Source organism: Herbiconiux sp. UC225_62 (genome assembly GCF_042694625.1).
In the GTDB taxonomy this organism is placed as follows: domain Bacteria; phylum Actinomycetota; class Actinomycetes; order Actinomycetales; family Microbacteriaceae; genus Herbiconiux.
Map to the genome: position 1 here is coordinate 2302693 of NZ_CP170551.1, position 22416 is coordinate 2325108.

The 22416-nt window shown below is 65.2% G+C and carries 21 protein-coding genes; 12 read left to right on the forward strand and 9 right to left on the reverse strand.

Going from position 1 to position 22416, the window contains the following annotated elements; translation table 11 throughout:
* The first annotated feature begins 200 nt into the window (after positions 1-200).
* From ACFJGU_RS11185 to ACFJGU_RS11205, 5 genes are all read left to right on the forward strand, one after another.
* Positions 201-1058 (forward strand): helix-turn-helix domain-containing protein, encoded by an 858-nt coding sequence (locus tag ACFJGU_RS11185; RefSeq protein ID WP_382303614.1) that lies wholly within the window; start codon positions 201-203, stop codon positions 1056-1058.
* Positions 1059-1094: 36 nt separating this feature from the next.
* Positions 1095-1586: a hypothetical protein gene (locus tag ACFJGU_RS11190; protein WP_382303615.1), complete on the forward strand. Its 492-nt coding sequence runs from the start codon at positions 1095-1097 to the stop codon at positions 1584-1586.
* 83 nt (positions 1587-1669) lie between these two features.
* Positions 1670-2107, forward strand: a complete 438-nt coding sequence (locus ACFJGU_RS11195) for a heme-binding protein (RefSeq protein ID WP_382303616.1) — start codon at positions 1670-1672, stop codon at positions 2105-2107.
* On the forward strand, positions 2104-2895 hold the full coding sequence (locus ACFJGU_RS11200; RefSeq protein ID WP_382303617.1) for a helix-turn-helix domain-containing protein: 792 nt from the start codon (positions 2104-2106) through the stop codon (positions 2893-2895). Before ACFJGU_RS11195 ends, ACFJGU_RS11200 begins: the two co-directional genes overlap by 4 nt.
* 2 nt (positions 2896-2897) lie before the next feature.
* On the forward strand, positions 2898-5630 hold the full coding sequence (locus ACFJGU_RS11205) for a BREX system ATP-binding domain-containing protein (RefSeq protein WP_382303618.1): 2733 nt from the start codon (positions 2898-2900) through the stop codon (positions 5628-5630).
* Here the strand turns inward: ACFJGU_RS11205 and ACFJGU_RS11210 are convergent.
* The 4 genes from ACFJGU_RS11210 to ACFJGU_RS11225 all read right to left on the reverse strand — a co-directional run bounded on the left by ACFJGU_RS11210 (position 5599) and on the right by ACFJGU_RS11225 (position 9175).
* A complete protein-coding gene (locus ACFJGU_RS11210; protein WP_382303619.1) occupies positions 5599-6882 on the reverse strand; it encodes an FAD-binding oxidoreductase in 1284 nt (427 codons plus the stop codon). The genes ACFJGU_RS11205 and ACFJGU_RS11210 overlap by 32 nt on opposite strands.
* A gap of 10 nt (positions 6883-6892) precedes the next feature.
* Positions 6893-7663 (reverse strand): SDR family oxidoreductase, encoded by a 771-nt coding sequence (locus tag ACFJGU_RS11215; RefSeq protein WP_382303620.1) that lies wholly within the window; start codon positions 7661-7663, stop codon positions 6893-6895.
* Complete coding sequence (locus ACFJGU_RS11220) at positions 7660-8082, reverse strand: MarR family winged helix-turn-helix transcriptional regulator (RefSeq protein WP_382303621.1); 423 nt, start codon at positions 8080-8082, stop codon at positions 7660-7662. The genes ACFJGU_RS11215 and ACFJGU_RS11220 overlap by 4 nt, the downstream gene beginning before the upstream one ends.
* A 97-nt stretch (positions 8083-8179) precedes the next feature.
* Complete coding sequence (locus ACFJGU_RS11225) at positions 8180-9175, reverse strand: NADP-dependent oxidoreductase (protein ID WP_382303622.1); 996 nt, start codon at positions 9173-9175, stop codon at positions 8180-8182.
* A 22-nt stretch (positions 9176-9197) separates the two neighbouring features.
* Between ACFJGU_RS11225 and ACFJGU_RS11230 the strand changes: the two genes are divergently transcribed.
* Positions 9198-10193, forward strand: a complete 996-nt coding sequence (locus ACFJGU_RS11230) for a GlxA family transcriptional regulator (protein WP_382303623.1) — start codon at positions 9198-9200, stop codon at positions 10191-10193.
* On the opposite strand, the gene ACFJGU_RS11235 is transcribed toward ACFJGU_RS11230, so the two are convergent.
* The 4 genes from ACFJGU_RS11235 to ACFJGU_RS11250 all read right to left on the reverse strand — a co-directional run bounded on the left by ACFJGU_RS11235 (position 10157) and on the right by ACFJGU_RS11250 (position 13029).
* Complete coding sequence (locus tag ACFJGU_RS11235) at positions 10157-10993, reverse strand: alpha/beta fold hydrolase (RefSeq protein ID WP_382303624.1); 837 nt, start codon at positions 10991-10993, stop codon at positions 10157-10159. The two genes, ACFJGU_RS11230 and ACFJGU_RS11235, sit on opposite strands and share 37 nt — an antisense overlap.
* 32 nt (positions 10994-11025) lie before the next feature.
* The gene (locus ACFJGU_RS11240; RefSeq protein WP_382303625.1) at positions 11026-11739 is read right to left on the reverse strand and encodes an alpha/beta fold hydrolase; all 714 of its coding nucleotides are present in this window, start codon (positions 11737-11739) and stop codon (positions 11026-11028) included.
* A gap of 42 nt (positions 11740-11781) precedes the next feature.
* On the reverse strand, positions 11782-12246 hold the full coding sequence (locus ACFJGU_RS11245; RefSeq protein WP_382303626.1) for a RidA family protein: 465 nt from the start codon (positions 12244-12246) through the stop codon (positions 11782-11784).
* Positions 12247-12357: 111 nt separating this feature from the next.
* Positions 12358-13029, reverse strand: coding sequence for a nuclear transport factor 2 family protein (locus tag ACFJGU_RS11250; protein WP_382303627.1), 672 nt, complete (start codon positions 13027-13029; stop codon positions 12358-12360).
* Positions 13030-13221: 192 nt separating this feature from the next.
* Between ACFJGU_RS11250 and ACFJGU_RS11255 the strand changes: the two genes are divergently transcribed.
* The 4 genes from ACFJGU_RS11255 (at position 13222) to ACFJGU_RS11270 (ending at position 18730) form a co-directional block, all read left to right on the forward strand.
* The gene (locus ACFJGU_RS11255) at positions 13222-14586 is read left to right on the forward strand and encodes a DHA2 family efflux MFS transporter permease subunit (protein WP_382303628.1); all 1365 of its coding nucleotides are present in this window, start codon (positions 13222-13224) and stop codon (positions 14584-14586) included.
* Positions 14583-15422, forward strand: a complete 840-nt coding sequence (locus ACFJGU_RS11260) for an MBL fold metallo-hydrolase (RefSeq protein WP_382303629.1) — start codon at positions 14583-14585, stop codon at positions 15420-15422. Before ACFJGU_RS11255 ends, ACFJGU_RS11260 begins: the two co-directional genes overlap by 4 nt.
* 127 nt (positions 15423-15549) lie before the next feature.
* On the forward strand, positions 15550-16452 hold the full coding sequence (locus ACFJGU_RS11265) for an NADP-dependent oxidoreductase (RefSeq protein ID WP_382303630.1): 903 nt from the start codon (positions 15550-15552) through the stop codon (positions 16450-16452).
* A gap of 52 nt (positions 16453-16504) precedes the next feature.
* The gene (locus ACFJGU_RS11270; RefSeq protein WP_382303631.1) at positions 16505-18730 is read left to right on the forward strand and encodes a helix-turn-helix domain-containing protein; all 2226 of its coding nucleotides are present in this window, start codon (positions 16505-16507) and stop codon (positions 18728-18730) included.
* A gap of 216 nt (positions 18731-18946) precedes the next feature.
* On the opposite strand, the gene ACFJGU_RS11275 is transcribed toward ACFJGU_RS11270, so the two are convergent.
* Positions 18947-19621 (reverse strand): enoyl-CoA hydratase/isomerase family protein, encoded by a 675-nt coding sequence (locus tag ACFJGU_RS11275; RefSeq protein ID WP_382303632.1) that lies wholly within the window; start codon positions 19619-19621, stop codon positions 18947-18949.
* Positions 19622-20383: 762 nt separating this feature from the next.
* On the opposite strand from ACFJGU_RS11275, the gene ACFJGU_RS11280 reads away from it, so the two are divergent.
* Positions 20384-21391 carry a putative oxygenase MesX gene (locus ACFJGU_RS11280; RefSeq protein ID WP_382310344.1) on the forward strand — a complete coding sequence of 336 codons (1008 nt, stop codon included), beginning with the start codon at positions 20384-20386 and terminating at the stop codon, positions 21389-21391.
* A complete protein-coding gene (locus tag ACFJGU_RS11285; protein ID WP_382303633.1) occupies positions 21388-22416 on the forward strand; it encodes a methionine synthase in 1029 nt (342 codons plus the stop codon). The genes ACFJGU_RS11280 and ACFJGU_RS11285 overlap by 4 nt, the downstream gene beginning before the upstream one ends.

Below are 22416 nucleotides of genomic sequence, written 5' to 3' on the forward strand. Positions count from 1 at the left end.
CTCACGGGGACAGCTATTCGGAGGCTGATTCCGGCGCGCTGGAGCGTTACGCGCTTGCCGAAGATCGCCACATCCGCGCCAATCAGCCTCTTCCTGCTCGTATCTGCCTGTGTTCTGCATGGACGCAGGACGGCTGAGTGGGCACAGTTGTGTCCTACACGGACTGTGTGACCGGGCTTGGCGTGAAGGATGCGAGGTGGATGGTGGACTCACCGCTGGGGGAGTATTTGAGGGTGCGGCGGGCAAGCCTCCGGCCCGAGGACGTGGGCCTTCGGAGCATGTCGGGGCGCCGAGTAGAGGGTCTCCGACGCGATGAGGTTGCCCAGCTCGCTGGCATCAGTCCTGAGTATTACTTGCGAATCGAACAAGGCCGAGGACATCAACCCTCCGATCAGGTGCTGCGTTCGCTTGCACGAGCGTTGAAGCTCGATTCGAATGCCATCCACTACATGTCGCGCCTGGTCGGAATAGAGTCCGGCTCTCCTCGCACCGTCGAGGAGCGGCAGCACCTCGTCGAGGCCAGCCTCGGTCCGATGATCGACCAATGGTCGGCGACGCCCGCTTTCCTCGTCGACAGGAATCAAACAGTGGTCCTGGTCAATGAGCTTGCGCGGGCGATCCTCCCGGGGGAATTCGAACCGGGTACCAACGTGGTGCTGAAGATCTTCAGTCGTGACTGGCGTGCTTCCGACCTCGATTGGGAGACCACGGCCAATCGCTTTCTGGCTGCATTGCGCTTCCATGCCGATCCGTTCGATCCCCGGCTTCACGACATCCTCGGGCTGCTGTCGATGCGGGATGAGGATTTTCGCCGAATCTGGGCCGCCCACGTTGCTTCCCCTCTCGATTCAGGCGCGCTGCAGCTGGACGTCGCGGGATACGGCCGGGTCGAATTCTCGCTGCAGAGCCTCAGGCCGGCCGGCGATGAGAACCACCTCCTCACCGTTCTGCACGCCGAAGCGGGTTCGGCTGCGGCGGACGCCGTGAGGTCGCTACGAGTGGCTCACGCTTCGGTCGATACGCGCTCCGGTCATGGTGACCGGCAGGCGACAGCATGAGGGTACGCCGGCGTGGAGCATCTCATGGTTCATGACGTGAGACCGATCGTCTTGGACGTTCTCGATTCGCTGCCGGATGTCGCCATGATGGCGTACGACCGTCACCTCGATGTCATCGGCTCCACCCGTAAGGCGCAGGCGCTGCATCCGATTTACCTACCCGGGACCAATATCGCTCGCTTCACCTATCTCAGTGAAAAGGTGAACCGCGACCTGCGTGACTGGGAGCAGAAGGCGGATCTCATCGCATCGGCGCTTCGGTCGTCGCTGAGTCGGCATCCGGAAGACAGCGCCTTTCTCGACCTGGTGGGGGAGCTGACGGCTCGCAGCGACGTCTTCGCGCGATCGTGGGCTGCGAACACCGCCGACCCCGGACAGATCGACGTACTCATCCGTCATCCCGAGGCCGGAGAACTCCGCCTGCATCAACGTCAGTTGCCGCTCGGAGGCGGATCGGAGGACACCCTTGTGGTGTGGACCGGTGCCGACGAGGAGTCGGCGACGAAACTTGCGAGCCTCGTCGGATAAGTGATGGTGCTGGGTCGATGAGCGTACCGAATGTGGTCATTCGACCGATGCCGAGGGCGAGACGGCTCCGGCAGAGTGTGACCATGGACATGGCCGTTGTATCCCCGATCATCTTGCCTATCGAGCTTGCTCGAGCGCTGACAGCCGCTGCGATTCGGAACGTGGAGGAACGCGGAATCCCCTCCTGCATCGCCGTGGTGGATGGCGGAGGCAATCTGGTCTTGCTCACGCGGATGGATGGCGCCGCGATCGGGTCGATCGATTCTTCCATCGCCAAGGCCCGCACCGCGGTGCACTTCGCTGCATCCACGTCCGATCTCAGCGCCGCTGCGGCCGCGGGAGGGCCGCTGGCGACGATTGCGACCTCGTCCGAGGTGCGTCTGGCATTCGTGGCCGGTGGGGTTCCGATCCTCGACCCGGAAGGCGTGGTGATCGGCGGCCTCGGAGCGGGTGGAGGTTCCCCATCGCAGGATCACCAGGCCGTTTCGTCTGCCGCTCGGACTGTCGGAGGCCGACGGTGACTGATGTGAGATCGGGAACCCGGTCGGCCACGGTTCTGGGCGAGTACCTGTGGGCTCGCCGCGCTGCTGTCCAGCCGGAAGCGGTGGGTCTCGTCCGCGAGCCCAACCGCAGAGTGCCAGGGCTCCGCCGCGAAGAGGTCGCGAAGCTGGCTTCGATCAGCCCGGAATATTACTTGCGGCTGGAGCAGGGGCATGATCGAGAGCCGTCGGATCAGGTCTTGCGGGGCATCGCCAAGGCGCTGCTGCTGGATGCCAGCGCGGAGCAGCATCTCTTGCGGTTGCGGCGAATTCAGCTGCGTTCGCCCTACTCCGTTCCCGAGCAGGGCGGGATCGAAGCGACCGAGGGGGTGGCGCAGCTGCTCGAGGGGTGGTCGAGCACGCCGGCGATGGTGATCTCGGGGAACTTCGATGTCGTCCTGGTGAACGAGGCGGCTGCGGAACTCGGCGATCGTCGGCTTCGTCAGGGCCTCAACCTCGTCGAGTCCGTCTTCTCGGATGGAGGACGTGATGAGCCGGATTGGGAGGACGGGGCGGGCCGGGTTCTGGGGGCCCTGCGGTATCACGGCAATCCGTACGATCGTCGATTTCAAGAACTGGTGGGGCGACTCTCGATCAGGGACGCTGACTTCCGGCGACTGTGGGCGCGACACGACGCGCGGCCCGTTCCGCACGGTCGTATGCGGGTCGGTGTGGATGGTTCGCCACGGTCGCGCGCGACCTGCAACACCTTCGAGATACCCGGCACCGATGGGCTACTGCTGATCGTGTTCACGGAGGATACCCTCTGAGTGTGAGCCTGCCATCGACCACCCGTCTGATCGGGCGAGATACCGAGATCGGTGTGGTCGCTGCTGCCCTGGATCGAGCAGCAGGCGGTCGGGGTGGAGCGCTCCTGATGGAAGGCGAAGCAGGCCTCGGCAAGACCGCCGCCCTTGCAGTCATTCGAGAACAGGCTCTCGAGCGGGGCTTCGCGGTCATCGAATGTGCCGGCGTCAGGGATGCGAGTTCTGCCGGTTTCGCGGGGCTTCATCAGCTCCTGCAGACACTACTGGGGCACCTCGATGCTGTTCCTCATCGACAGGCCGGTGCCATCCGGACGGCGTTCGGGATGGACGATGAGGGCGATGTCGACCGCCTCCTTCTCGGCTTGGGTGCGCTCGGCCTGCTCGAGGAGGCCGCTGCGGAGTCGCCCCTGCTCGTGGCAGTCGAAGATCTCCACTGGCTCGACTCGTCCAGTGCCGACGTCGTCGGCTTCCTCGCCCGCCGGATCACCGGGCTCCCGGTGCTTCTCGTCGCGACCGCCCGGCCAGGCCAGGGAGCGATCGACTTCGGTCCTCTCTTCGCCGATCACCTTCCTCTGCGAGCGCTCAGCGAGACAGACTCGGTCGCGCTGATCGCACAGAAATCGCCAGCACTCGAGCCGCGGTTGCGCGATCTGATCGTGTCGAGCTCGCTCGGGAATCCTCTGGCACTGACGGAGTTCGCGGCGTCGGCAGCGACTGACGCTGCGCCCGCACGATCGGCTGACCGGTTGCCGCTCACCGGGCGGTTGGAGCAGACGTTCCTGTCGGAGATCCATGAGCTTCCAGACGCCACCCGCCGGGCGCTCTTGGTGGCAGCAGCCGGACAGGGGGCAAATCTTCGAGAGGTCGTCACCTCCCTTGCCGTCCTGGGTCTCGCGGAGCGCGATTTCGTGCCGGCCGAGCGCATCCGGCTCATCCGGCTGCGTGACGGCGAGTATGACTTCCGACACCCACTGGTGAGTTCTGCGCTCTACAACGCAAGTGACTCCGGAAGCCGAGCTGACGCGCACGCCGCACTGGCGTCATCTGTCACAGACCCGACCCGCGCAGCCTGGCATCGAGCGGCCGCCGCATCGGGTTGGGACGAGGGTGTCGCGCGAGAGCTCGACGCGGCGGCCGAGACAGAAGAACGACGGGGCGCACGGATCGAGGCGGCCGCAGCATGGCAGCGAGCTGCCGATCTGTCACCCGTCACCGCCGACCGTGCTCACCGGATCGCTCTGGCTGCAGAGGTCTCCCGACAGGCAGGGGCTCCCGACGCTGCCGCGGCTCTGATCGCCGAAGCGATCCCTCTCGCCCAGGGCGACGAGGATGTGCTTCGCCTTGCTCGAACCGAGTGGATGCTGAGCCAGACCACCGCCCATCAAGGCCGTAGCGCACGCGACCTGGTGGAGCTCGCGGCCGGGCTCCATGACCATGACGATCGGATCGAAGCCCTGGTGTTCGCGGCCGTGCGAGCATACATTCTCGGCGAACCAGCTGAGCTGCGGGCGACGATCGCTCGCGAGCTGTGGCAGCTCGACCCCGGCGGCGAGGATGTGTTCCAGCGCATCGGGCTCTCGCTCATGGAGCCGGGGCGGGGTGCTGGAGATGTCGAGCTCGCGCTCGGGGCGTTCGAGGGTCGCTTGCGTCCGACGGACTCCGTGCTCATGAATTGTCTTGCCTTCAGCGCCGAGGAGATGAATGACCTCCGGGCGGCCGAGATCGTCTGGAACGCTGCGACGAGAGCGTTCCACGCGGCCGCTCGAACCAGCGACGAAGCCACGGGGCTGTGCGGCCGGGGCGGACTGCGCATCATCGCAGGACACCTGACGAGTGGGCTTGCTGACGCGGAGCAGGCGTTGCACCTCAGCACGGATCTGAACCTGGGGATCGTCGGCGGAATGGCGGCCGCCTTCATCGCGCGGGCCCGCGCGATGCGGGGTGAGGACACGCTTGCACGCGAGGCACTCCGGGTGGTGCTCGAGCAGGCCGGCCCCCAACCTTTTGCGCGTATCGCGGCAACCGCAGCCTGGGCCACTGCGCAGCTTGCCATCGATGAGGGCCGTCCCGACGTCGCGATCGACGAGCTCGTGAAGACGCGAGTGAATGAGCCGATCGCTCTCTGGGCCGGGGGAGACTTCGCCGAACTGAGCGCGCGGACGGGACGTCGAGTTGAGCTGGACGAGTGGCTCGAGCGAGCGGACCAAGCCATTGCAGACACCGACTCCGATCACCTCCGAGTGATCGTCGAACGCTCTCGGGGTCTCTTGGGCGAAGGTGCTGAGGCTACCGCGCACTTCGAAGCGGCCATAGACGCAGGTATTCGAGCCGGTTCCACAGTAGAACTCGCCAAGGCGCGCCTGTACTTCGGGGAGCGTCTGCGGAGAGAGCGTCGCATCGTCCAAGCGCGAACTGAACTCTGGGAGGCGCTTCGGGTGTTCGAGGCGGAGTCGATCCGTCCCCTCGTGGACAGAGCATCGGCTGAGCTGCGGGCAGCGGGCGGCGTCGATTCGAACAGGGTCGGGCAGACCCGCGTCGAGGCCGATCGGCTCCTCACGGGCCAGGAGCTTGTCGTCGCGCAGCTCGCGTCCGAGGGCCTGACCAACCGCGAGATCGCCGATCAGATCTACCTTTCCCATCGCACCGTCGGGGCACACCTGCATCGCGCATTCGCCAAATTGGGAATCAGTCGACGGTCTCAGCTGGCTACCGTGCTGGCTCCAAACGAGAACGGGTGACGTCGAAGTTCTGGTTGAACACCCCATCGGGGTCCCACTCCGCCTTGATCGCGCGGAGACTGCTCAACGTGGCGGGCGGGAAGGCCTCCATGATGCGACCGGGGTCGCGACCGGATTCGAAGCTCAGATACATCCCCGTCATGAGCGCATGGACGGGTTCCCACGCCGCGGCGAACCGTGGCGAATCCGCTCCCGCGATGGCGGTCACCGAGAAGTTCTGATGGCGGTGGGCGTAGGCCGTCGCTTCAGACGGAACGTCGTTGATCGCTCCACCGGCTGAACGGATCTGCACCATCTGCGTGCTGCCTTCTGCCAGCAGTGTTGCAAGTCTGCGCGCGACGGCTCGGTCGAGGTGATCGACCAGACCCGTGTGGGTGAACGCTCTCTGCTGCCCGCTGTGAGGGGCGTCCGTCGTCAGTGGCACTGCGGCGTACGGCACGATCTGAGCGCGCTGGCCGGCCATCCCCGGCAACTCGGTGAAGGGCGTGAGCGCGGCCAGAGCCGCGTCAGCATCATCGGATGCGAAGACGACCGTGGCCTGCGCGAACGGGACCGAGCCGGCACCCATATAGAGGAATGCTGAGATCTCGCGTGGGGACTGCTCGACGAGCTCGCCCCAGCTCTCGAGAAAGCCGGCAACGTCGTTCAGCTGATACGCGATCGTGGCTTGGGCGACCACAGGCGTTGCGGCCGCTTCGAACTCGAACGAGGTCACGATTCCGATGTTCGCGCCGGCACCGCGCACGGCCCAGAAGAGCTCTGGCTCTTCGGAGGCGGATACCCGATGCAGGACGCCGTCCGCGGTCACGAGCTCGGCAGAGCGCAGTCGGTCGATGGTGAGCCCGTGGGCCCGACCCATGAGACCGATGCCGCCGGTCGTGCCGAGTCCGCCCACTCCGACGTCGCCGGAGTCTCCCGAGCTGATGGCGAGTCCCCAGGGGTAGAGCTCCGCGGCGACATGGCCCCAGTGGGCACCCGGGCCCAGCCGCACCACGGTGTCGTCGAGACGCTCGATGCCGTTGAGCCGGCCGAGGTCTATCACGGTGCCGCCGACGTTCGTCGAGATGCTGCTGATGCCGTGTCCGCCGCTGCGGATGGCCAGTTCACCGCCTGTTTCGCGAGCGAGTGCGAGTGCCTCGGCGACCTCTTCCGCCGTGCGAGGGCGGAGGATCGCCGCCGGCGCGCCGGTGGCGCCGTAGACGTGCTGAAGGGATGCGTAGTCGGGGTCGGCTGCGCGAACGATGTCGAGCATGTACGTGTCCTTAGACCTGGGGGCGAGTGGTGACAGGGCCGGTCGCCTTGTCGACGAAGTAGTGGAGCACCTCACCGGTCAGAGGCGAGGTGCCCGCGACCAGCTCGGCGATGTGCGAGCCGATCTCGGTGCCGTCGATCCATCTCCGGTTGTCGATGCCGGCGAGCTGGCGCGCGCGGGTGCGGACGACCCCGAGGATCACTTCGTAGACACGAATGCCTGTTCCCTCGAGCTCGGCCGCCAGAGTGCGGGTGAGGGACTTGCCGGCTGCGGCGCCGAGGGCGACGACGCCGTTCCCCGGGAACGGGAGGTCGGCGCTGAGGCCATTGAGCTGCAGGAGGATCCCGTCGGGTGCGAGGGTCGGGGTGAAGGCGCGATACACCCGGAATACGGCGGTGAGGTTGTCTTCGACGAGAGTTCTCCACTCGTCGTCAGTGATGGTGAGAAGCGGCTTGCTTCCCTGTTCACCCCACGACGCGATGCTGACCACGACTCCGTCGAACGGCCCGAACTCTGCCGCAAGAGCTGCTGCCTTCTCGTCCAGGTCGACGCCGAGGCCGTCGAGGGTCGACACGTGGAGGGACGTGTCGCCGATTCGTTCCGCGAAGTCGTCGAGCCGCTCTTCGTTCCGCCCTGTCGCGACGACTGTCGCACCGGACGCCAACAGGGTGCGGACGACGCCCTCGCCGACGCCGCCACCACCGCCGATGACAAGGACCGTCTTTCCGCTCAGGTCTGTTTCCGTCTGCGCCCATCGGGGCTGGGGGGTGGTGATTGTCATGATCTTTCCTCTGACGCTGTTGCGGACACTGTGTCGATGTGAGCCTGGAGGGCGGTGAGACCTTCGGCGAGACCCTCCAGCTGTGCGGGGGTGAGTGCGGCAGCGAACCACTTCTGCGCGGATCGCAAGTGCGGGCCGATCGCCTTGCGATAGACCTCTTGCCCCGTGTCGGTCATCACCAAGACGGCAGCGCGCCCGTCGGACGGGTCGGCTCGTCGTCGGATGAGGCCGCGCTTCTCGAGGCGGCGGAGCTGGTGGGACAGCCTGCTGGAATCCCAGCCGATCGCTTGCGCGCAGGCGCCGGGCCGAACGCCTTCAGGACTCAGCCGCAGATGCGCCAGAACCGTGAACTCGGTGTCGGACAACTCGGCGTCAGCCCACAGGTCTCGGCCCACTTCCCGCTTGAGCGTCTCGGTCACCGTGTGGAGGGCTTCCCAGGTACTGAGCTCGAACGAACTCATTTTATCTGACATGTCAGTAATCGTATCACATACCTGACGCGTCAGGTAAATAGGACTAGGTCGTCTGGGGCACTTCGAGCACGACTTTTCCTCGGCCGTCTCTGAAGGCGTGGGCGTCGCCGGCGCGCTCCAATGGGAAGGTCTTGGCGATGAGGGGTGTCAACTTCCCACGCAGCGTAAGGTCCGTGATCGCCATCAGGCCGAGCCGATCCGACTCGACGAAGACGCCCGCGACTCGGAGGCCCCTCTCCGCCGCCGCCGCTCGGGCCGGCCCCAGTGACTGGGGCAGCGTCGAAACGAGCAGGCCGCCGGGGCGCAGGACGTCGAGCGCGCGCAACGGGTAGTCAGCTCCGATGACATCGAAGACCACATCGAGTCCCTCGACCTCGTTGCTGAAGTCGGTGGACGTGTAGTCGATGACGTCGTCGGCCCCCAAGCTGCGTGCGAGCTCGGCGTTGCGAGCAGACACGACAGCGGTGACGTGAGCGCCTTGAGCCTTCGCGATCTGCACCGCGAGATGCCCCACTCCTCCCGTTGCGCCCGTGACGAGCACGGTCGACCCGTCACTGATCTGCGCGGTCTCTGCCAGCATTTGCCAGGCCGTGAGCCCGGCCAGAGGTAGTGCTGCCGCCTCGACGAAGCTGAGCGATCGAGGCTTCCGAACCAGGGCGCGCGTCGGTGCCAGGACGTATTCCGCGTAGGCGCCGGCCCCGCGCGGGAAGGGCAGCAGCCCGAAGACCTCATCGCCCTGCTCGAAGAGCGTGACGCCGGGGCCGACGCTTGCCACGACGCCGGCCACGTCCCATCCGAGGACGAACGGGGGAGTGCCGCTGAACGCGCCCGTCTGCCGGTTCATGAAGTCAGCCGGATTCACGCCGGCCGCGCGAACGCGAACGAGCAGCTGCCCGATCCCCGGTGTCGGGATCGGGAGGGCAGTCTCGTGCAACACCTCCGGTCCGCCCAGCTCGTCCTGGATCATTGCCCGCATCGTCTCCGCCATGCCATCAACGCTAGGCATGGATGTCCTCGCCGGAAATGACAGGAACGTCATTCTTCGACATATCCTTGCCAGCATGGCCACCGAACCGCATCGGGTCGTCGTTCTGGCGCAGAACGGCGCGTACCCCTTCGAAATGGGCATTCCGGCACGCATCTTCGGTGCCACCGATGGTGCGTACACCGTCACGCTGTGCACTCCGACCGGCCAAGCGATCGAGACCAACGCGGGATTCTCCGTGCTCCCTTCCGCGGGGCCCGAGATCCTCGCTGAAGCCGACACTGTCATCGTCACGCCCATCGACCCCTACTGCCTGAAGCGTGAGCTCGGAGACGACGTCCGTCACGCACTCACCATGATCCGGCCCGGTGCTCGCGTGGTCTCGATCTGCACGGGCGGCTTCACGCTGGCCGCGGCCGGCATCCTCGACGATCAGCGCGTGACCACCCATTGGCAGTGCGCGACCGTGTTCCAGAAGTGGTACCCCGATATCGAACTCGACGAGAACGTGCTTTTCGTCGATGGGGGAGAGGTGCTGACCTCTGCGGGAGCCGCAGCCGGGATCGACCTGTGTCTCCACCTGATCCGGAAAGACTTCGGTTCCGAGCTCGCAACGCGAGCTGCTCGACGATGTGTGGTGGCGCCGCACCGAGATGGTGGGCAGGCGCAATTCATCGAACGCCCCGTTCCTGCAGGTGCGGACGCCTCGACCGGGGCGACACGCGAATGGGCCTTGAATCGGCTCGATCAGTCCCTCACGGTGGCCGACATGGCAGCCCACGCCCACATGAGCGAGCGCACTTTCTGCCGACGCTTCCTCGCCGAGACCGGTCTGGCGCCGCGGCGCTGGCTCACGCAGCAGAGGCTCGCCGTCGCTCGCGGTCTGCTCGAGACGACGGATCTCGGCATCGACGCGATCGCCACGGCGGTCGGATACGCCATCGCAACGTCGTTGCGCAACCACCTCGGCGCTCTCCTGGGAGTCTCTCCCATGGCGTACCGGCACACTTTCCGACCGTCGCGCACTGCCGGCGGTCACCAGCTCAAGAACGAGGTCACCTCCGCGGCGTAGTCGGCGTGGTACTGGAAGAGGAACCCGTGCCCCGCATCCGAGTACACGACGAGCTTGCCGCGCGAGAGCTGTGACACCGCTTGAATGCTGGAGTACGGGGGAGCCATCACGTCGTGCAGGCCCACGCCGATCAGCACCGGGATGGTGAGCTCGGGCAGCCGCTCGAAAACGCCGGCCCCGAAAGCACGGATCGCTTCGATGCTCGCCGCCGAGGCTTCGGCAGAGACCACCGCTTCAGAGACGTCGAGGCGCGTTCGCAGGCGATCCAGCTGGCTTCGGCCATGACGGATTCCGGCCTCCGTCTCGGGATAGAAGAGGAACAGGAAGTCCTCCTCGGTATTGGCGCCTCGGCCCGCAACCTGCCAGACCTTCGGTTGCGCGAGCGGCTGTCCTTCGATGATGCCAGGGGTGCTACCCGAGAAGACCAGGTGTCCCACCAGTTCGGGCCGAGCGAGGGCGGCGGTCGCGACGACCATCCCGCCCATCGACCAGCCGAAAAGGTCGAATTTCTCCAAGCTCAGGGCGGTCGTGAATTCGATCAGCCCTTCAGCCATCTCCGTGATGGAGGATGCCGGAGTGCCGGTGCTGAGGTTGATGCCACGGTTGTCGAAGATGATCACCTCGCGGGTCGCCGACAACGCGTCGAGGAAGGCTGGATCCCAGTGGTCGATCGTTCCGCGGAGGCGCATGGCCATCACGAGGGGCACCCCGTTCGGTCGCCCGAGCCGCCGGTAGGCGAACCGCGCTGAAGGAGCGTCGACGAAGAGTGTCTCGGCTTTGTCGGCCAGGAATTCGGTCATGAAGTTTCTCCTTCTGAGAGGTTCGACCCTGTTCAGGACAGGTGGGCTATTGCCTCGAGGATGAGACCGGCGACCATGCCGGGGTTCGAGACCATGCTCGAGTGGGAGGCGCCCTCGATCTCCACGGTCTTCAGCGAACCGGCCCGCTCGGCCATGAACCGGAGGCCGGCGGCCGGGATGTTCTTGTCGGCTGATCCGAAGACGAACCACGATGGCAGCGTCTTCCAGGCCGGGGTTTCTGCCGGCTGCGGCTCTCCGAGAGCGAAGTCTCGTACCGCGCGCTGCGTGGATGCAGCGATCTTGGCGTCTGCCAAGGCAACATCTCCGCAGAACTGGTTGGGGAATAGCTCGCGGTCGACGATGAGGTCGTTGGTGCCGTCGCCGAGCGGGATCGGTCGGACCGTCTCGCCGAGGGTGCTGCCGGGGAACTTGTCGGTGAGTCCGAGGGATGTCTCGCCGTGGTCGGGCGCGAACGCCGACACGTAGACGAGGCCCTTGACCGCGTCACTTCCAACGGCTGCCTCGGTGGTGACGGCGCCTCCGTATGAGTGGCCGACGAGCAGGACAGGGCCGCCGACGGCCTCGACCGCACGACGGACGTTGTCCGCGTCGGTCGTCACGCTGCGGAGAGGGTTTGGTGTGGCGATTGCCGTCACGCCCTTGTTGTGCAGGGCGGCGATGACGCCGTTCCAGCTTGCGGATTCGGCGAAGGCGCCGTGCACCAGTACAACGGTCAGTTCAGTCATGATGTTCTCTTTCGTATGGGTTGGCTAGGAGGGTGGGAACGGTCAGGAGAATTCGACGGTCAGTTCGACCTCGACCGGTGAGTTCAGCGGAAGTACGGCGACTCCCACGGCACTTCGGGCGTGCACACCGAGGTCGCCGAAGATCTCTCCGAGTAGCTCGGAGGCGCCGTTCAAAACTCCGGGCTGGGCGAAGAACGACGGGTCAGAGGACACGAAGCCCACGACCTTCACGATCCGTGCCACTCGATCGAGCGATCCGATCACTGCTGCGACCGCGGCGAGAGCGTTGATCGCGGCAGTGCGAGCGAGAGCTTTCGCGTCGTCCGGCGTGACCTCAGCTCCCACCTTGCCGGTGGTGGGCAGTTCGCCGTCTACGAACGGTAGCTGGCCTGCCGTGAACACGAGGTTCCCGCTGATGACCGCGGGCACGTACACGCCCGCCGGCGCTGCGGCCTGGTTGGGGATTGCGATCCCTAGTGCAGCCAGTCGATCGTCGAGCTCTGACATGTGATCCACTCCTTGAGAGCACCTCCTGGGTGGAGGCGGTGCTCTCAAGGTAGGAGCGCGCTCGCGCCGTATCGTGGCCCTCTCAGCCCCACACTCAAGGGGCCACGGCTGCTAGAAGGAGCCGTTGCCGTGCGGGAGGCTCTCCGGAACGGGGGACACGAGGCTCCAGTGCTCGACTATGCGGCCGTCGGACACCCGCCACATGTCGTTGATGATGACCGGGCCGTTCTTTTCGCCTTCGGAGCGCGTGTAGACGACGTCCTGGTCGGCGATGACAGCGTGGACGGTGCGGTAGACCAGGTCCTTGTCGTATGCCATCCCGGCGCCAGGCGCGAGATAGTCCTCATCCGCGCGGTGGTCGCCATTGACGAGCGCTTTAGCAACCCACTCGGCGACGAGCGCTCGGTTTGCGGCAACCGTGTCGCCGCCCGTCTGAACGTCGAGGGTCGCGGTATGGGTTGCTGCAGCGCCCAGAGCGTCCCAGTGCTCCACGATCCGGTCGTCAACGACCCGCCACACGTCGTAACCAGTCAGTGGCACGGGCGCGAATCCGGTGAACTCGCCCTCCGTCACGACGAGATCGCCGTCAGCGAGGATTCGTGTGAGCGTGTACCCGGCCGCTTCCGGGAGGCTCGAGACGAGCACCTTCAGCCCGTCAACGCCATCGGCCCCGAGGGCTGAGTGCTGCACGTACACGGCCCCGAACACCTGGTCGACAATGGCGGTGTCCTTGCGGTTGAACAGCTGCTCTGTTGCTTCGATAACAATGTCTTTGGCCGACATGAATGGCTCCTCGGGATTCCGGCTCGATGGCCGGGCAGGCACGAAGCTAGCCGTGGCGCGCCAGGAATCACAGGGAGCAACGAGCCAATTTTCGACACGTTCTCGCCTCGATACGAGCGGCTGGTCAGCCGTCCCTGAGGGGGCCACGCTGTTTCGGCGGACGTGCGATGGACTGTGCGCATGGTTGCAAAAATGACTGTTTCGCAGCGCTTCGTCCTCGCTGTCGCAATTCTGTCTGCCTTCGTATCATTCTTGGACGGATCGGTCATCAACGTGGCGTTGGCCGCGATCAGTCACGACCTCGGAGGCGCGCTGACGTCGCAGCAATGGGTAGTCGACGCCTACCTCATCAGCCTCGGCTCCGTCATCCTCCTCGCGGGGTCGCTGTCGGATGTGTTCGGCCGCAAGAAGGTGCTGACCGCGGGACTCGTCGGGTTCGGTGTGACCTCACTGCTGTGTGCCCTCGCGCCGACGATCGAGTTCCTCATCGTCTCACGCGGGCTGCAGGGGATCGCCGGGGCACTCCTTGTGCCGTCGTCGCTCGCGATCATCTTGGCGAACTTCTCCGGCCCCGCGCAGAGCCGTGCAATCGGTACGTGGACAGCGTTCACCAGCGTGGCGAACATCGCCGGGCCCATACTCGGCGGCGTGCTCGTCGATCAGCTCTCGTGGCGCTTCATTTTCGGCATCAACGTCGTGCCGATCGCAGTGACGCTGCTCCTGCTCGCCAAGCTCGAGCCCGACCACCACCGCCAGCCTGGAGCCCGGATCGATGTGCTTGGGGCGATCCTCGGCATCGTCGGACTGGGACTGCCCGTCTTCGCGCTCATCGAGCAGGCGAACTTCGGGTGGGCATCTCTGGTCGTGATCGTCCCACTCGTCATCGGCGCGGTCGCGCTCGTTGCCTTCGTGTTGTTCGAACGTCGAACCCAGCAACCGATGCTGCCTCTCGCGCTGTTTCGCGTGCGCAACTTCACCGTGGGCAATGTGGCGACGTTCTTGATCTACGGGGCGCTGTCGTTGGGGTTCTTCAGCATCGCCGTGTTCCTCCAACAGGTGGCCGGGTACAGCGCCACCGAGGCGGGCTTCACGATGATTCCTACGAGCTTGCTGCTGATCGGGTTGTCGTCTCTGTTCGGACGTCTCGCCGGTCGCTTCGGACCACGGTTGTTCATGACGGTCGGCCCGCTCCTCGCAGCGGGAGGCTTCCTTCTGATGTTGCGGATCGACGAGCGCGCCGACTATCTCACCCAGGTGCTGCCGGCGATCGTGGTGTTCGGAGTCGGCATGGCGGTCACGGTGGCACCTCTGACCTCGGCCATCCTCGGAGCCATCGAGCCCGCACGATCGGGCATCGCGTCGGCCGTCAACAACGCCGTGTCCCGCGTCGCCGGGCTCGTCGCGATCGCCCTGGCCAGCCTCATCGCAGGCGCCGCGGTGCTCGACCTCGCGGGATTCCACCGAGTCATCTTCGTGTCTGCCTTGTTCTTCGCTGCCGGAGGCCTCGTCTCACTCGTCGGAATCCAGAACCCGAGAACAGAAAGGTCAAGGCCATGAGCAAGCTCAATTTCGCAGTCAAACACGTCAAGCGATCGGGGGTCACACGAGATCTGCCCTACGGACGCGAGGAACTCAGATGGGTTGCGAACAGCTCAACACTGATCTACGGCGAGCGAGATGCGATTCTGATCGACACCTTCACCACGATCGATCAGAACGATGAATTGGTCGAATGGGTGCGGTCCTTCGGGAGGCGCCTCCAAGCGGTGTACATCACACACGGTCACGGAGACCACTTCTTCGGCCTCGCACAATTACAGCGGGCTTTCCCGCAGGCAGAATTGGTCATCGCGCCTGCAGGGCTTCCGACCGCAGCGTTCCAAGCCAGCGACGCGTATGTCGAATCCTTCTGGGGCAAGCTCTTCCCGGGTCAGATTCCCGACCCGATCGTTCTCCCTCTCCCGCTCCGGGACGCCCGCCTGGATTTGGAGGGACGCGAAATCCGGGTCATTGACACCGGGTTCACCGACACGGAAAACACCACCTCGGTGTGGGTGCCAGAAATCGAACTCCTTGTTTCAGGTGACGTCGTCTACGACGACACCCATCCATATCTCACAGAGACAGACGCCGGCAGTCGGCAGGTTTGGCTGACGGCCCTGGACACGCTCCAGGAGCTTGAAGCGACCACCATCGTCCCCGGCCACGGCCGGCTCCGAATCGTGGGCCCCGAGGTGATCGATGACACGGCAACATATCTCCGTGACTTCGATGCGGCAGTCGGCCGGTCTGCCGATGCCGCAGCTCTCTTTGACAGCATGATGCGTAAGCACGGGAATCGAGTGAACCCGGGCTCGCTCTGGGGCGCTGCAAAGAAGGCCCTGCAGAGCTGACCCGAAGAGGAAGCGCAAGCACAACTCGGATCGAGAAGACACGGGGAATCGAGAACTCAATTGAGGGCGCATGACGCGGGCGCGTATCGAACTGCCGGCAGATGCACCTCTGAAGAACGGAGAGAACATGTCACGTGCGATCGTCATCACCGAGTTCGGAGGGCCGGACGTGTTGCAGTGGCGGGAAGTGCAATTCCCGCACGTGAGACCGGGTGAGGTGCTCATACGCGTGAAGGCGGCAGCCGTGGGCCCCACCGATCTCCACATCCGTGCGGGCGATCTCACCGGAGTATTCCCGCAACGCCCAGGAGACGTGCTGGGCTTCGAGGCGGCCGGAGTGATCGAGGCAGTGGGCGAGGGTGCCAGTGCTCACGTCGGCGAGGAAGTCGCTGCGCTTCTGCCGGCTCAGGGTGGGTACGGCGAGTTCGTCACCACGGCCGTCTGGTACCCGAAACCCGCTTCGGTGAGCTGGGACGCCGCGGCGGCCCTCCCCGCGTCGGCCGATGCCGCTGTCGGAACCTTGCGACAGATCCGCGCCGCCAAGGGGGAGACGATCGTCGTGCTCGGCGCTGTCGGTGCGGTCGGTTCGATCATCACGCAACTGGCGCGGGCACAGGGCATCCATGTGATCGGAGTGGCGAGCGAACCGGCGGCCGGCTCGGTTCGCGAGCTCGGCGGCGAATTCGTCGCCTTCGGAGCCGGACTCTTCGAACGGATCGACACCCACGTGGACGCCGTCATCGACGCTGCAGGCCACGGTGAGCTGACGCGAGCGGTGACCGCTGTCGGCGACCCCAGCCGGGTGGTCACCCTGACCGGAGGCCCGGAGGTCGCATCGTCCGGCGCTCTCCTGTCCCACCCGAGCCCGGACCGTGCACCCGACGCGCTGGCGGTCACCATGCCACTACTCGCCTCCGGAGGTCTCCGCCTCAAGCGACGCCGCATCCTGCCCATCACAGCCGCAGCCGAAGCGCACCGCCTCCTCGAGGCAGGCGAAACGCACGACAAGATCGTCCTCGCATTCGAGTAGGCGACCATCGCGCTAGTTGCGGGGCTTGGTCGGTTTCTGCGAGTCTCAACGCGTGGCCGCCGCAGACGAGCAGAGCGCAGTAGGACTGCTTCTGCGCACCTATCGCCAACAGCGTGACCTCACGATCGAGAACCTCTCCGAGACCTCGGGCATCAGCGTGCGGACTATCAGCGACATCGAGCGCGGGGTCAGTGCCGGTCCGCAACAGCGCACGGTTGCGGCCCTCGCCGATGCGCTTCGGCTCTCCGCCGAGGAGCGATCTGAATTCACCGCGGCCGCGCGTGCGGGAAGGCCTGGCTCAATCCCGTCGGATCCGATACTGAACTCTCGTCCGAATCGAGTCGTTGACTTCACAGGACGATCGACCGAGCGAGCCCTCCTCGCGACCCTGCTCCTGGATGCCTCCATTCCGACAGCTCCTCCGGCGGCGCTCATCGTGAGCGGGCCGCCGGGCGTGGGAAAGACCGCTCTCGCTCTCGAGACCCTCAGCGAAGTCCCCTACGACACGATTCTCTTCGTCGATCTGCAGGGCTTCGAAGTGGCCGCGCTCACCCCGCTGCAGATCCTCCAGGCGCTCCTCCGCCAGGCGACCGGGGGCCATACGGAGGTCCTGACCATGGGCGACGCCGCCCTCGCGTGGCGCGGGTTGCAGATCCAGTCCCCGATTGCCGTCCTGCTCGACAACGCCGCGTCGGAGGCGCAGGTGCGCCCTGTGCTGGCGACGGATGCCGCGGTGCAGGTCATCGTCACGTCTCGACGCACCCTGGCGGGTCTCGAGGGTGCGCGGCGCATCGTTCTGGGTGCCCTGCGCCGCGAGGATGGCATCGCACTGCTTCGCCGCTCGATCAACGACGAACAGGCGGCCGTCGGAGACCTTGATGAGATCGCGCGTTTCTGCGCTGATCTGCCGCTTGCCCTGAGGATCGCCGCTGCGCGCCTCGCGTCGAGGCCGCAGTGGACGGTCGAGGACTACGCGAACAGGTTGCGCCTCGAGGACGGAAGGATTCGCCAGCTCGTCGCCGGAGACCTGAACGTCGAATCGACGTTCGCGCTCTCCTACCGGGCGTTGAGCGAACGATCCCGCGAGTTCTTCCGCAGCCTCGCCCTGCTGAGAGGCTCCTCGTTCAGTGCGCGCATGGCATCCGCTGTCCACGGGTACGACCCGGTTCAATCCACTGATTTCCTGGACGAACTTGTCGACCTCGGTTTGGTAGAGAGCCTGATGGGTGATCGTTACCGCCTCCACGATCTCCTGCGCATCTTCGCGGGGGACCAGATGCGGCGAGAGGAGGCCGATAACTCCATCGCTGCCCAGCGCAACCGCCTCCTGGAGTGGATCCTCGAGACGACGATGGCCATGGCCCGGTCGTATTCCCGTGACGCGACCAGTACGGGGATCGAAAGCTATCGACCCGACCTCGCCGCACGCGAGTGGCTATTAGCCGAGTCCGCCTACTGGATCGACGCGATTCATCAGGCCGCTAGCCTGGGTCGCTACCGCGAGGTGAGCGACCTCGTCGTGGCCCTGCTCGAATTCTCGGACCGGGAGGTCGCCGGCCTGGACTGGTGGGCTCTGCTGGAACTCGGGGCGACGAGTTCCGCACACCTGGGAGAGTCGGCGACCCTTGCGAGACTCCACTACGCCCGTGCGGACTGGCAGCTCGGAATACGCGGCGATGTCGGGCTCGCTCGGGCGAGCGCGCAAGAGGCGGTGCGAATAGCCGAAGGGGTCGGAGACGATCGCGAGCTCGCCCGCGCACTGATCGGACTCTCGGCCGCGATGAGCCGCGAGGGCGATCACGATGAAGCCCACGCCCTCGGCATCCGGGGGCGCGAGATCCTCCAGACCCTCGGCGATGTCGAACTCGAGGCGCGTGCGCGAAAGATCCTGCTCACAGAGCTTCCCGACTCCGACCCGTCGGCGGCGCTCCGCGAGTGCCGGAGCCTCCTCGCACTGCTCGACGGTGTGGAATTGAGTGCCATCACGAGAGTGCTCGCGTTGAACGCCGTCACACGATCGCTGGTGGCCATCGAATCCTGGGAGGAGGCCTTGGCCGCCTCGGAACTGTTCGTCGACGAGGCCGCGAGGTTCGCCGACGAACCCGACTTCCTGGCGAGAGCGTATCGGCACCGGGGATTCGCCGAAGCGGCTCTCGGCATGCATGATCGTGCGCGCGCCGACCTGGAGACCGCGGTCGGGATGGCGCGTTCCTACGCGCCCTCCTGGTGGAGCGCAGAGATCGACGAGTTGCTCGAGGGTCTGGACTCCCGGCGCTAGTCGACTTGGTCGCAGCTCGGGTGGTACTCGAACGTCAACGCACGGTCGGACCGGTCCTCCTTCAGCTCTCCGACCGTCGGCGTGCAGCCATCCCGAGGAACTCTCCCAGCCGATATTCCATTTTCAACCCGTCCTCTGGCGACGGAGCCGGGAGCGAAGCCAAAGCTCGGTAGGCAGGCAGAGTCGTCATGTGGACGAACTCGCTGTAGGCGGAGATCAGGTCTTGCGCGGGGGCAGAGTCGCTCGGTTGACCATCCGTTTTGCGGTTGCCAAAGCGATTCGATCGAACGAGGCCAAGCGCGAGACAATGGCGTCGACATGGGCGTCGAGCTCTGCGTCGGGGAGCGTCCTGGTCACCCAGCCCCACTTCTCCGCCGTCGCCGCGTCGTAGTCCGCGGACGTCAGGATGACCTCGAGGGCACGATCCCGCCCGATCGTCCGAGGCAGCCGCTCTGTACCACCGCCACCGGGCACGACAGCTGTTCCGACTTCGGGCTGTCCGAATTGCGCCTTCTCAAGGCTTGCGTAGCGAAGGTCGAGTGCGAGAGCCAATTCGTTTCCTCCCCCTCTCGTGCGGCCACGAATGCGGGCGACCGTGATGTACGGTGCCTTCGTCAGCTTGAGGGTGATCTTGGTCCACGTGGAGATACCCGCAGCTTCGTCTAATCCGGGGAATGAGCCGAGCTGTGCGAGATCGAAGTGGTTGAGAAAGAAGTCGGGGACGCTGCTGTCGAAGGTGAGAACTCGAAGGTCCTGGTCGTGCGATAGTTCGTCGACGATCTCCGCGAGTCGTTGCACCATCCCCCCGACCACTAGACCGACGGGCGGATTTCCGAATGTGATACTCGCAACGGCGGGGCTCACCCTGGTGAAGATGATGGGCTCAGTCACGAGGTCTCGTGTCCTAACGGTCTCGGAGCCGGGCCGATAGCCTGGCAACTCCTCGCAACGCTAGAGTCATTCGCCTATCGGGTCGTGGCCCTGACAACATCAGGCAGACAGCAGAAAAGCGAATTGGCCGTCTGACTACACCTTGACTACATCGGAGTCAGAAACAACAGAGGCCGAGATGATCACCCAGGCTATGGATTCGTTGAGATGACGCGGAATACACGTTCGAAGCGCTAAGACGCCGTGGTCGAGCTTAGAGTTCAAATCCCACCGGTACCGCCACAGATGAACCCCCTACTTCCCCTTATATAGGCGGAAGTCAGGGGGTTTTGTCGTTGTCCGACTACGGTCTGCGTCCGTGTCCACTGTCATTGCCCCAGCGGCGGGACGGGGCGCTCGTTGCACGGCTTTGTGGCTTGCCGCGGTGCGACGCGGGTCATGATAGAGAACGACGCGGCTTGTCGTTGCAACGAATGCGGGAGACGGTCGGGCGGGCGACCCCGAAGGCGTCGGCGATCTCCGGCAGCGGCCGGCGTAATGTGGGGACATTCGGTGGAACGTCGGGCGATGCCGTTCTACCCTGGTAGGGCAGTGCGCACAACGAGGCCTCGCGTCCCGATCAGGGGCACGCCTGCAGTATCTCTATCCGTGGAGTCGCACTGTTGCGGCTTCCCTTCTCGAGGAGCACACCGCTATGGTCACCACCGTGAACACCCGCATCGTCGGGGGAGACCCCGTTCTCGCCCGGGCCCGGTCCTGTCGATGACACGTCTGGCCTATTCGATCGGGAGCGCTCGTTTCGACGAGGACTACCGCCCGCTCGCCAACACCCGCATCACGACGAACTTCGCCAATCTCGCCCGGGGCGAAAACCGCCTGGAGAATCTGCGGAAGACGTTCTCGATGATCGACGAGCGGTTCAACGAACTGGCGCCGACGAGTAATGCAGGCAGCAGCAGGTATTCGGTCGAGCTCGACATCATCTCCGTCAGCGTCGACATCGATGGCGAGGGCGTCCGCGACGCCGTGCCGCTGATCGAGGTGCTGAAGACCACCATCATCGACCGAAGCTCCGGTGAGCGCACCCCCGGCATCGTGGGCAACAACTTCTCCTCGTACGTGCGCGACTACGACTTCAGCATCGTGCTCCCGGCATACAAGAGGCTCAACGCCGAAGGCCTGCCCGACGATTTCGGCATGCTGCACGGAAACCTGTTCAAGGCCTTCCTGGCGTCGGATGCCTACGCGCAGAATTTCGCGAAGGCGCCCGTCATCTGCCTGAGCGTCTCCACCAGCAGGACCTACCATCGCACCGAGAACGAGCATCCGGTTCTGGGCGTCGAATACCGCCAGAGCGACTACTCGCCGACGGATGCCTACTTCGCGAAGATGGGCCTCAGCGTGCGCTTCTTCATGCCGCCGGGCAGCGCGGCCCCTCTCGCCTTCTATCACCTCGGTGAGCTTCTCGCCGATTACACCGACCTCGAACTGGCTGCTCTGATAGCCACGATGGAGACCTTCCAGAAGATCTACCGGCCGGAGATCTACACGGCCAACGTCAGAGCCGGGGCGTCGTATCAGGCGAGCCTGACCAATCCGGATTTCTCGCCGACGTCGATCGAGTACGACCGGGAGGAGCGCAGTCGGCTGGCGGTCGAGCAGGGCACGTTCGCGGAAGAACACTTCATCGAGCCACACAAGGCCGCCCTCGAGGAATGGTCGGCGGACTTCACGGCTCATCAATTCGATCTGCGGGGAGGACGGTCATGAGCAAGCTGCTTCCCACATCCACCGCGGGTAGTCTGCCCAAGCCCTCGTGGCTCGCGGAGCCCGAGAAGCTCTGGTCGCCCTGGAAGCTCGACGGTGACACGTTGGCCGAGGGTCGACGGGACGCTCTGCGCCTCTCGCTGGCGGACCAGCAACAAGCCGGCATCGACATCGTGAGCGACGGCGAGCAGACCCGACAGCATTTCGTCACCACCTTCATCGAGCACCTCGACGGAGTGGATTTCGAGAAGCGCGAGACGGTCAGGATTCGCGACCGCTATGACGCGTCCGTGCCGACGGTCGTCGGTGCCGTGACCCGGGAGAAGCCGGTTTTCGTCGACGACGCACGGTTCCTGCGCGAACAGACGGACCACCCCATCAAATGGGCCCTTCCCGGCCCCATGACCATGGTCGACACCCTCTACGACGCCCATTACAAGAGCCGTGAGAAGCTCGCCTGGGAGTTCGCGACCATCCTCAATCAGGAGGCCCGGGAGCTGCAGGACGCGGGCGTTGACATCATCCAGTTCGACGAGCCCGCATTCAACGTCTTCTTCGACGAAGTGAATGACTGGGGCGTGGCCGCGCTGGAGAGGGCGATCGAGGGGCTCACGGTCGAGACCGCGGTGCATGTCTGCTACGGCTACGGCATCAAGGCCAACACCGACTGGAAGAAGAGCCTCGGCTCGGAGTGGCGTCAGTACGAGAAGATCTTCCCCAAGATCCAGGCGTCGGACATCGACATCGTCTCGCTCGAGTCCCACCACTCGCATGTGCCCATCGATCTCATCGAGCTGATCCGGGGGAAGAAGGTGATGGTCGGCGCCATCGACGTGGCCACCGACACCATCGAGACCCCTGAGGACGTCGCCGAGACTCTGCGGCGGGCGCTCCCGTTCGTCGATGCCGACAAGCTCTACCCCTCCACCAACTGCGGTATGGCACCCCTTCCCCGGAGCGTCGCCCGCGGCAAGCTCGCCGCGCTGAGCGCCGGGACGGATCTCCTCCGAGCCGAGCTCTCGAGTTAG

Bases quoted from the DNA above. Each gene is read 5' to 3' on its own strand.
- ACFJGU_RS11185 (WP_382303614.1), top strand. From the start codon at position 201: ATGGTGGACTCACCGCTGGGGGAGTATTTGAGGGTGCGGCGGGCAAGC.
- ACFJGU_RS11195 (WP_382303616.1), top strand. From the start codon at position 1,670: ATGGACATGGCCGTTGTATCCCCGATCATCTTGCCTATCGAGCTTGCT.
- ACFJGU_RS11210 (WP_382303619.1), bottom strand. From the start codon at position 6,882: ATGCTCGACATCGTTCGCGCAGCCGACCCCGACTACGCATCCCTTCAG.
- ACFJGU_RS11215 (WP_382303620.1), bottom strand. From the start codon at position 7,663: ATGACAATCACCACCCCCCAGCCCCGATGGGCGCAGACGGAAACAGAC.
- ACFJGU_RS11225 (WP_382303622.1), bottom strand. From the start codon at position 9,175: ATGACGTTCCTGTCATTTCCGGCGAGGACATCCATGCCTAGCGTTGAT.
- ACFJGU_RS11230 (WP_382303623.1), top strand. From the start codon at position 9,198: ATGGCCACCGAACCGCATCGGGTCGTCGTTCTGGCGCAGAACGGCGCG.
- ACFJGU_RS11235 (WP_382303624.1), bottom strand. From the start codon at position 10,993: ATGACCGAATTCCTGGCCGACAAAGCCGAGACACTCTTCGTCGACGCT.
- ACFJGU_RS11240 (WP_382303625.1), bottom strand. From the start codon at position 11,739: ATGACTGAACTGACCGTTGTACTGGTGCACGGCGCCTTCGCCGAATCC.
- ACFJGU_RS11245 (WP_382303626.1), bottom strand. From the start codon at position 12,246: ATGTCAGAGCTCGACGATCGACTGGCTGCACTAGGGATCGCAATCCCC.
- ACFJGU_RS11250 (WP_382303627.1), bottom strand. From the start codon at position 13,029: ATGTCGGCCAAAGACATTGTTATCGAAGCAACAGAGCAGCTGTTCAAC.
- ACFJGU_RS11255 (WP_382303628.1), top strand. From the start codon at position 13,222: ATGACTGTTTCGCAGCGCTTCGTCCTCGCTGTCGCAATTCTGTCTGCC.
- ACFJGU_RS11260 (WP_382303629.1), top strand. From the start codon at position 14,583: ATGAGCAAGCTCAATTTCGCAGTCAAACACGTCAAGCGATCGGGGGTC.
- ACFJGU_RS11265 (WP_382303630.1), top strand. From the start codon at position 15,550: ATGTCACGTGCGATCGTCATCACCGAGTTCGGAGGGCCGGACGTGTTG.
- ACFJGU_RS11280 (WP_382310344.1), top strand. From the start codon at position 20,384: ATGACACGTCTGGCCTATTCGATCGGGAGCGCTCGTTTCGACGAGGAC.
- ACFJGU_RS11285 (WP_382303633.1), top strand. From the start codon at position 21,388: ATGAGCAAGCTGCTTCCCACATCCACCGCGGGTAGTCTGCCCAAGCCC.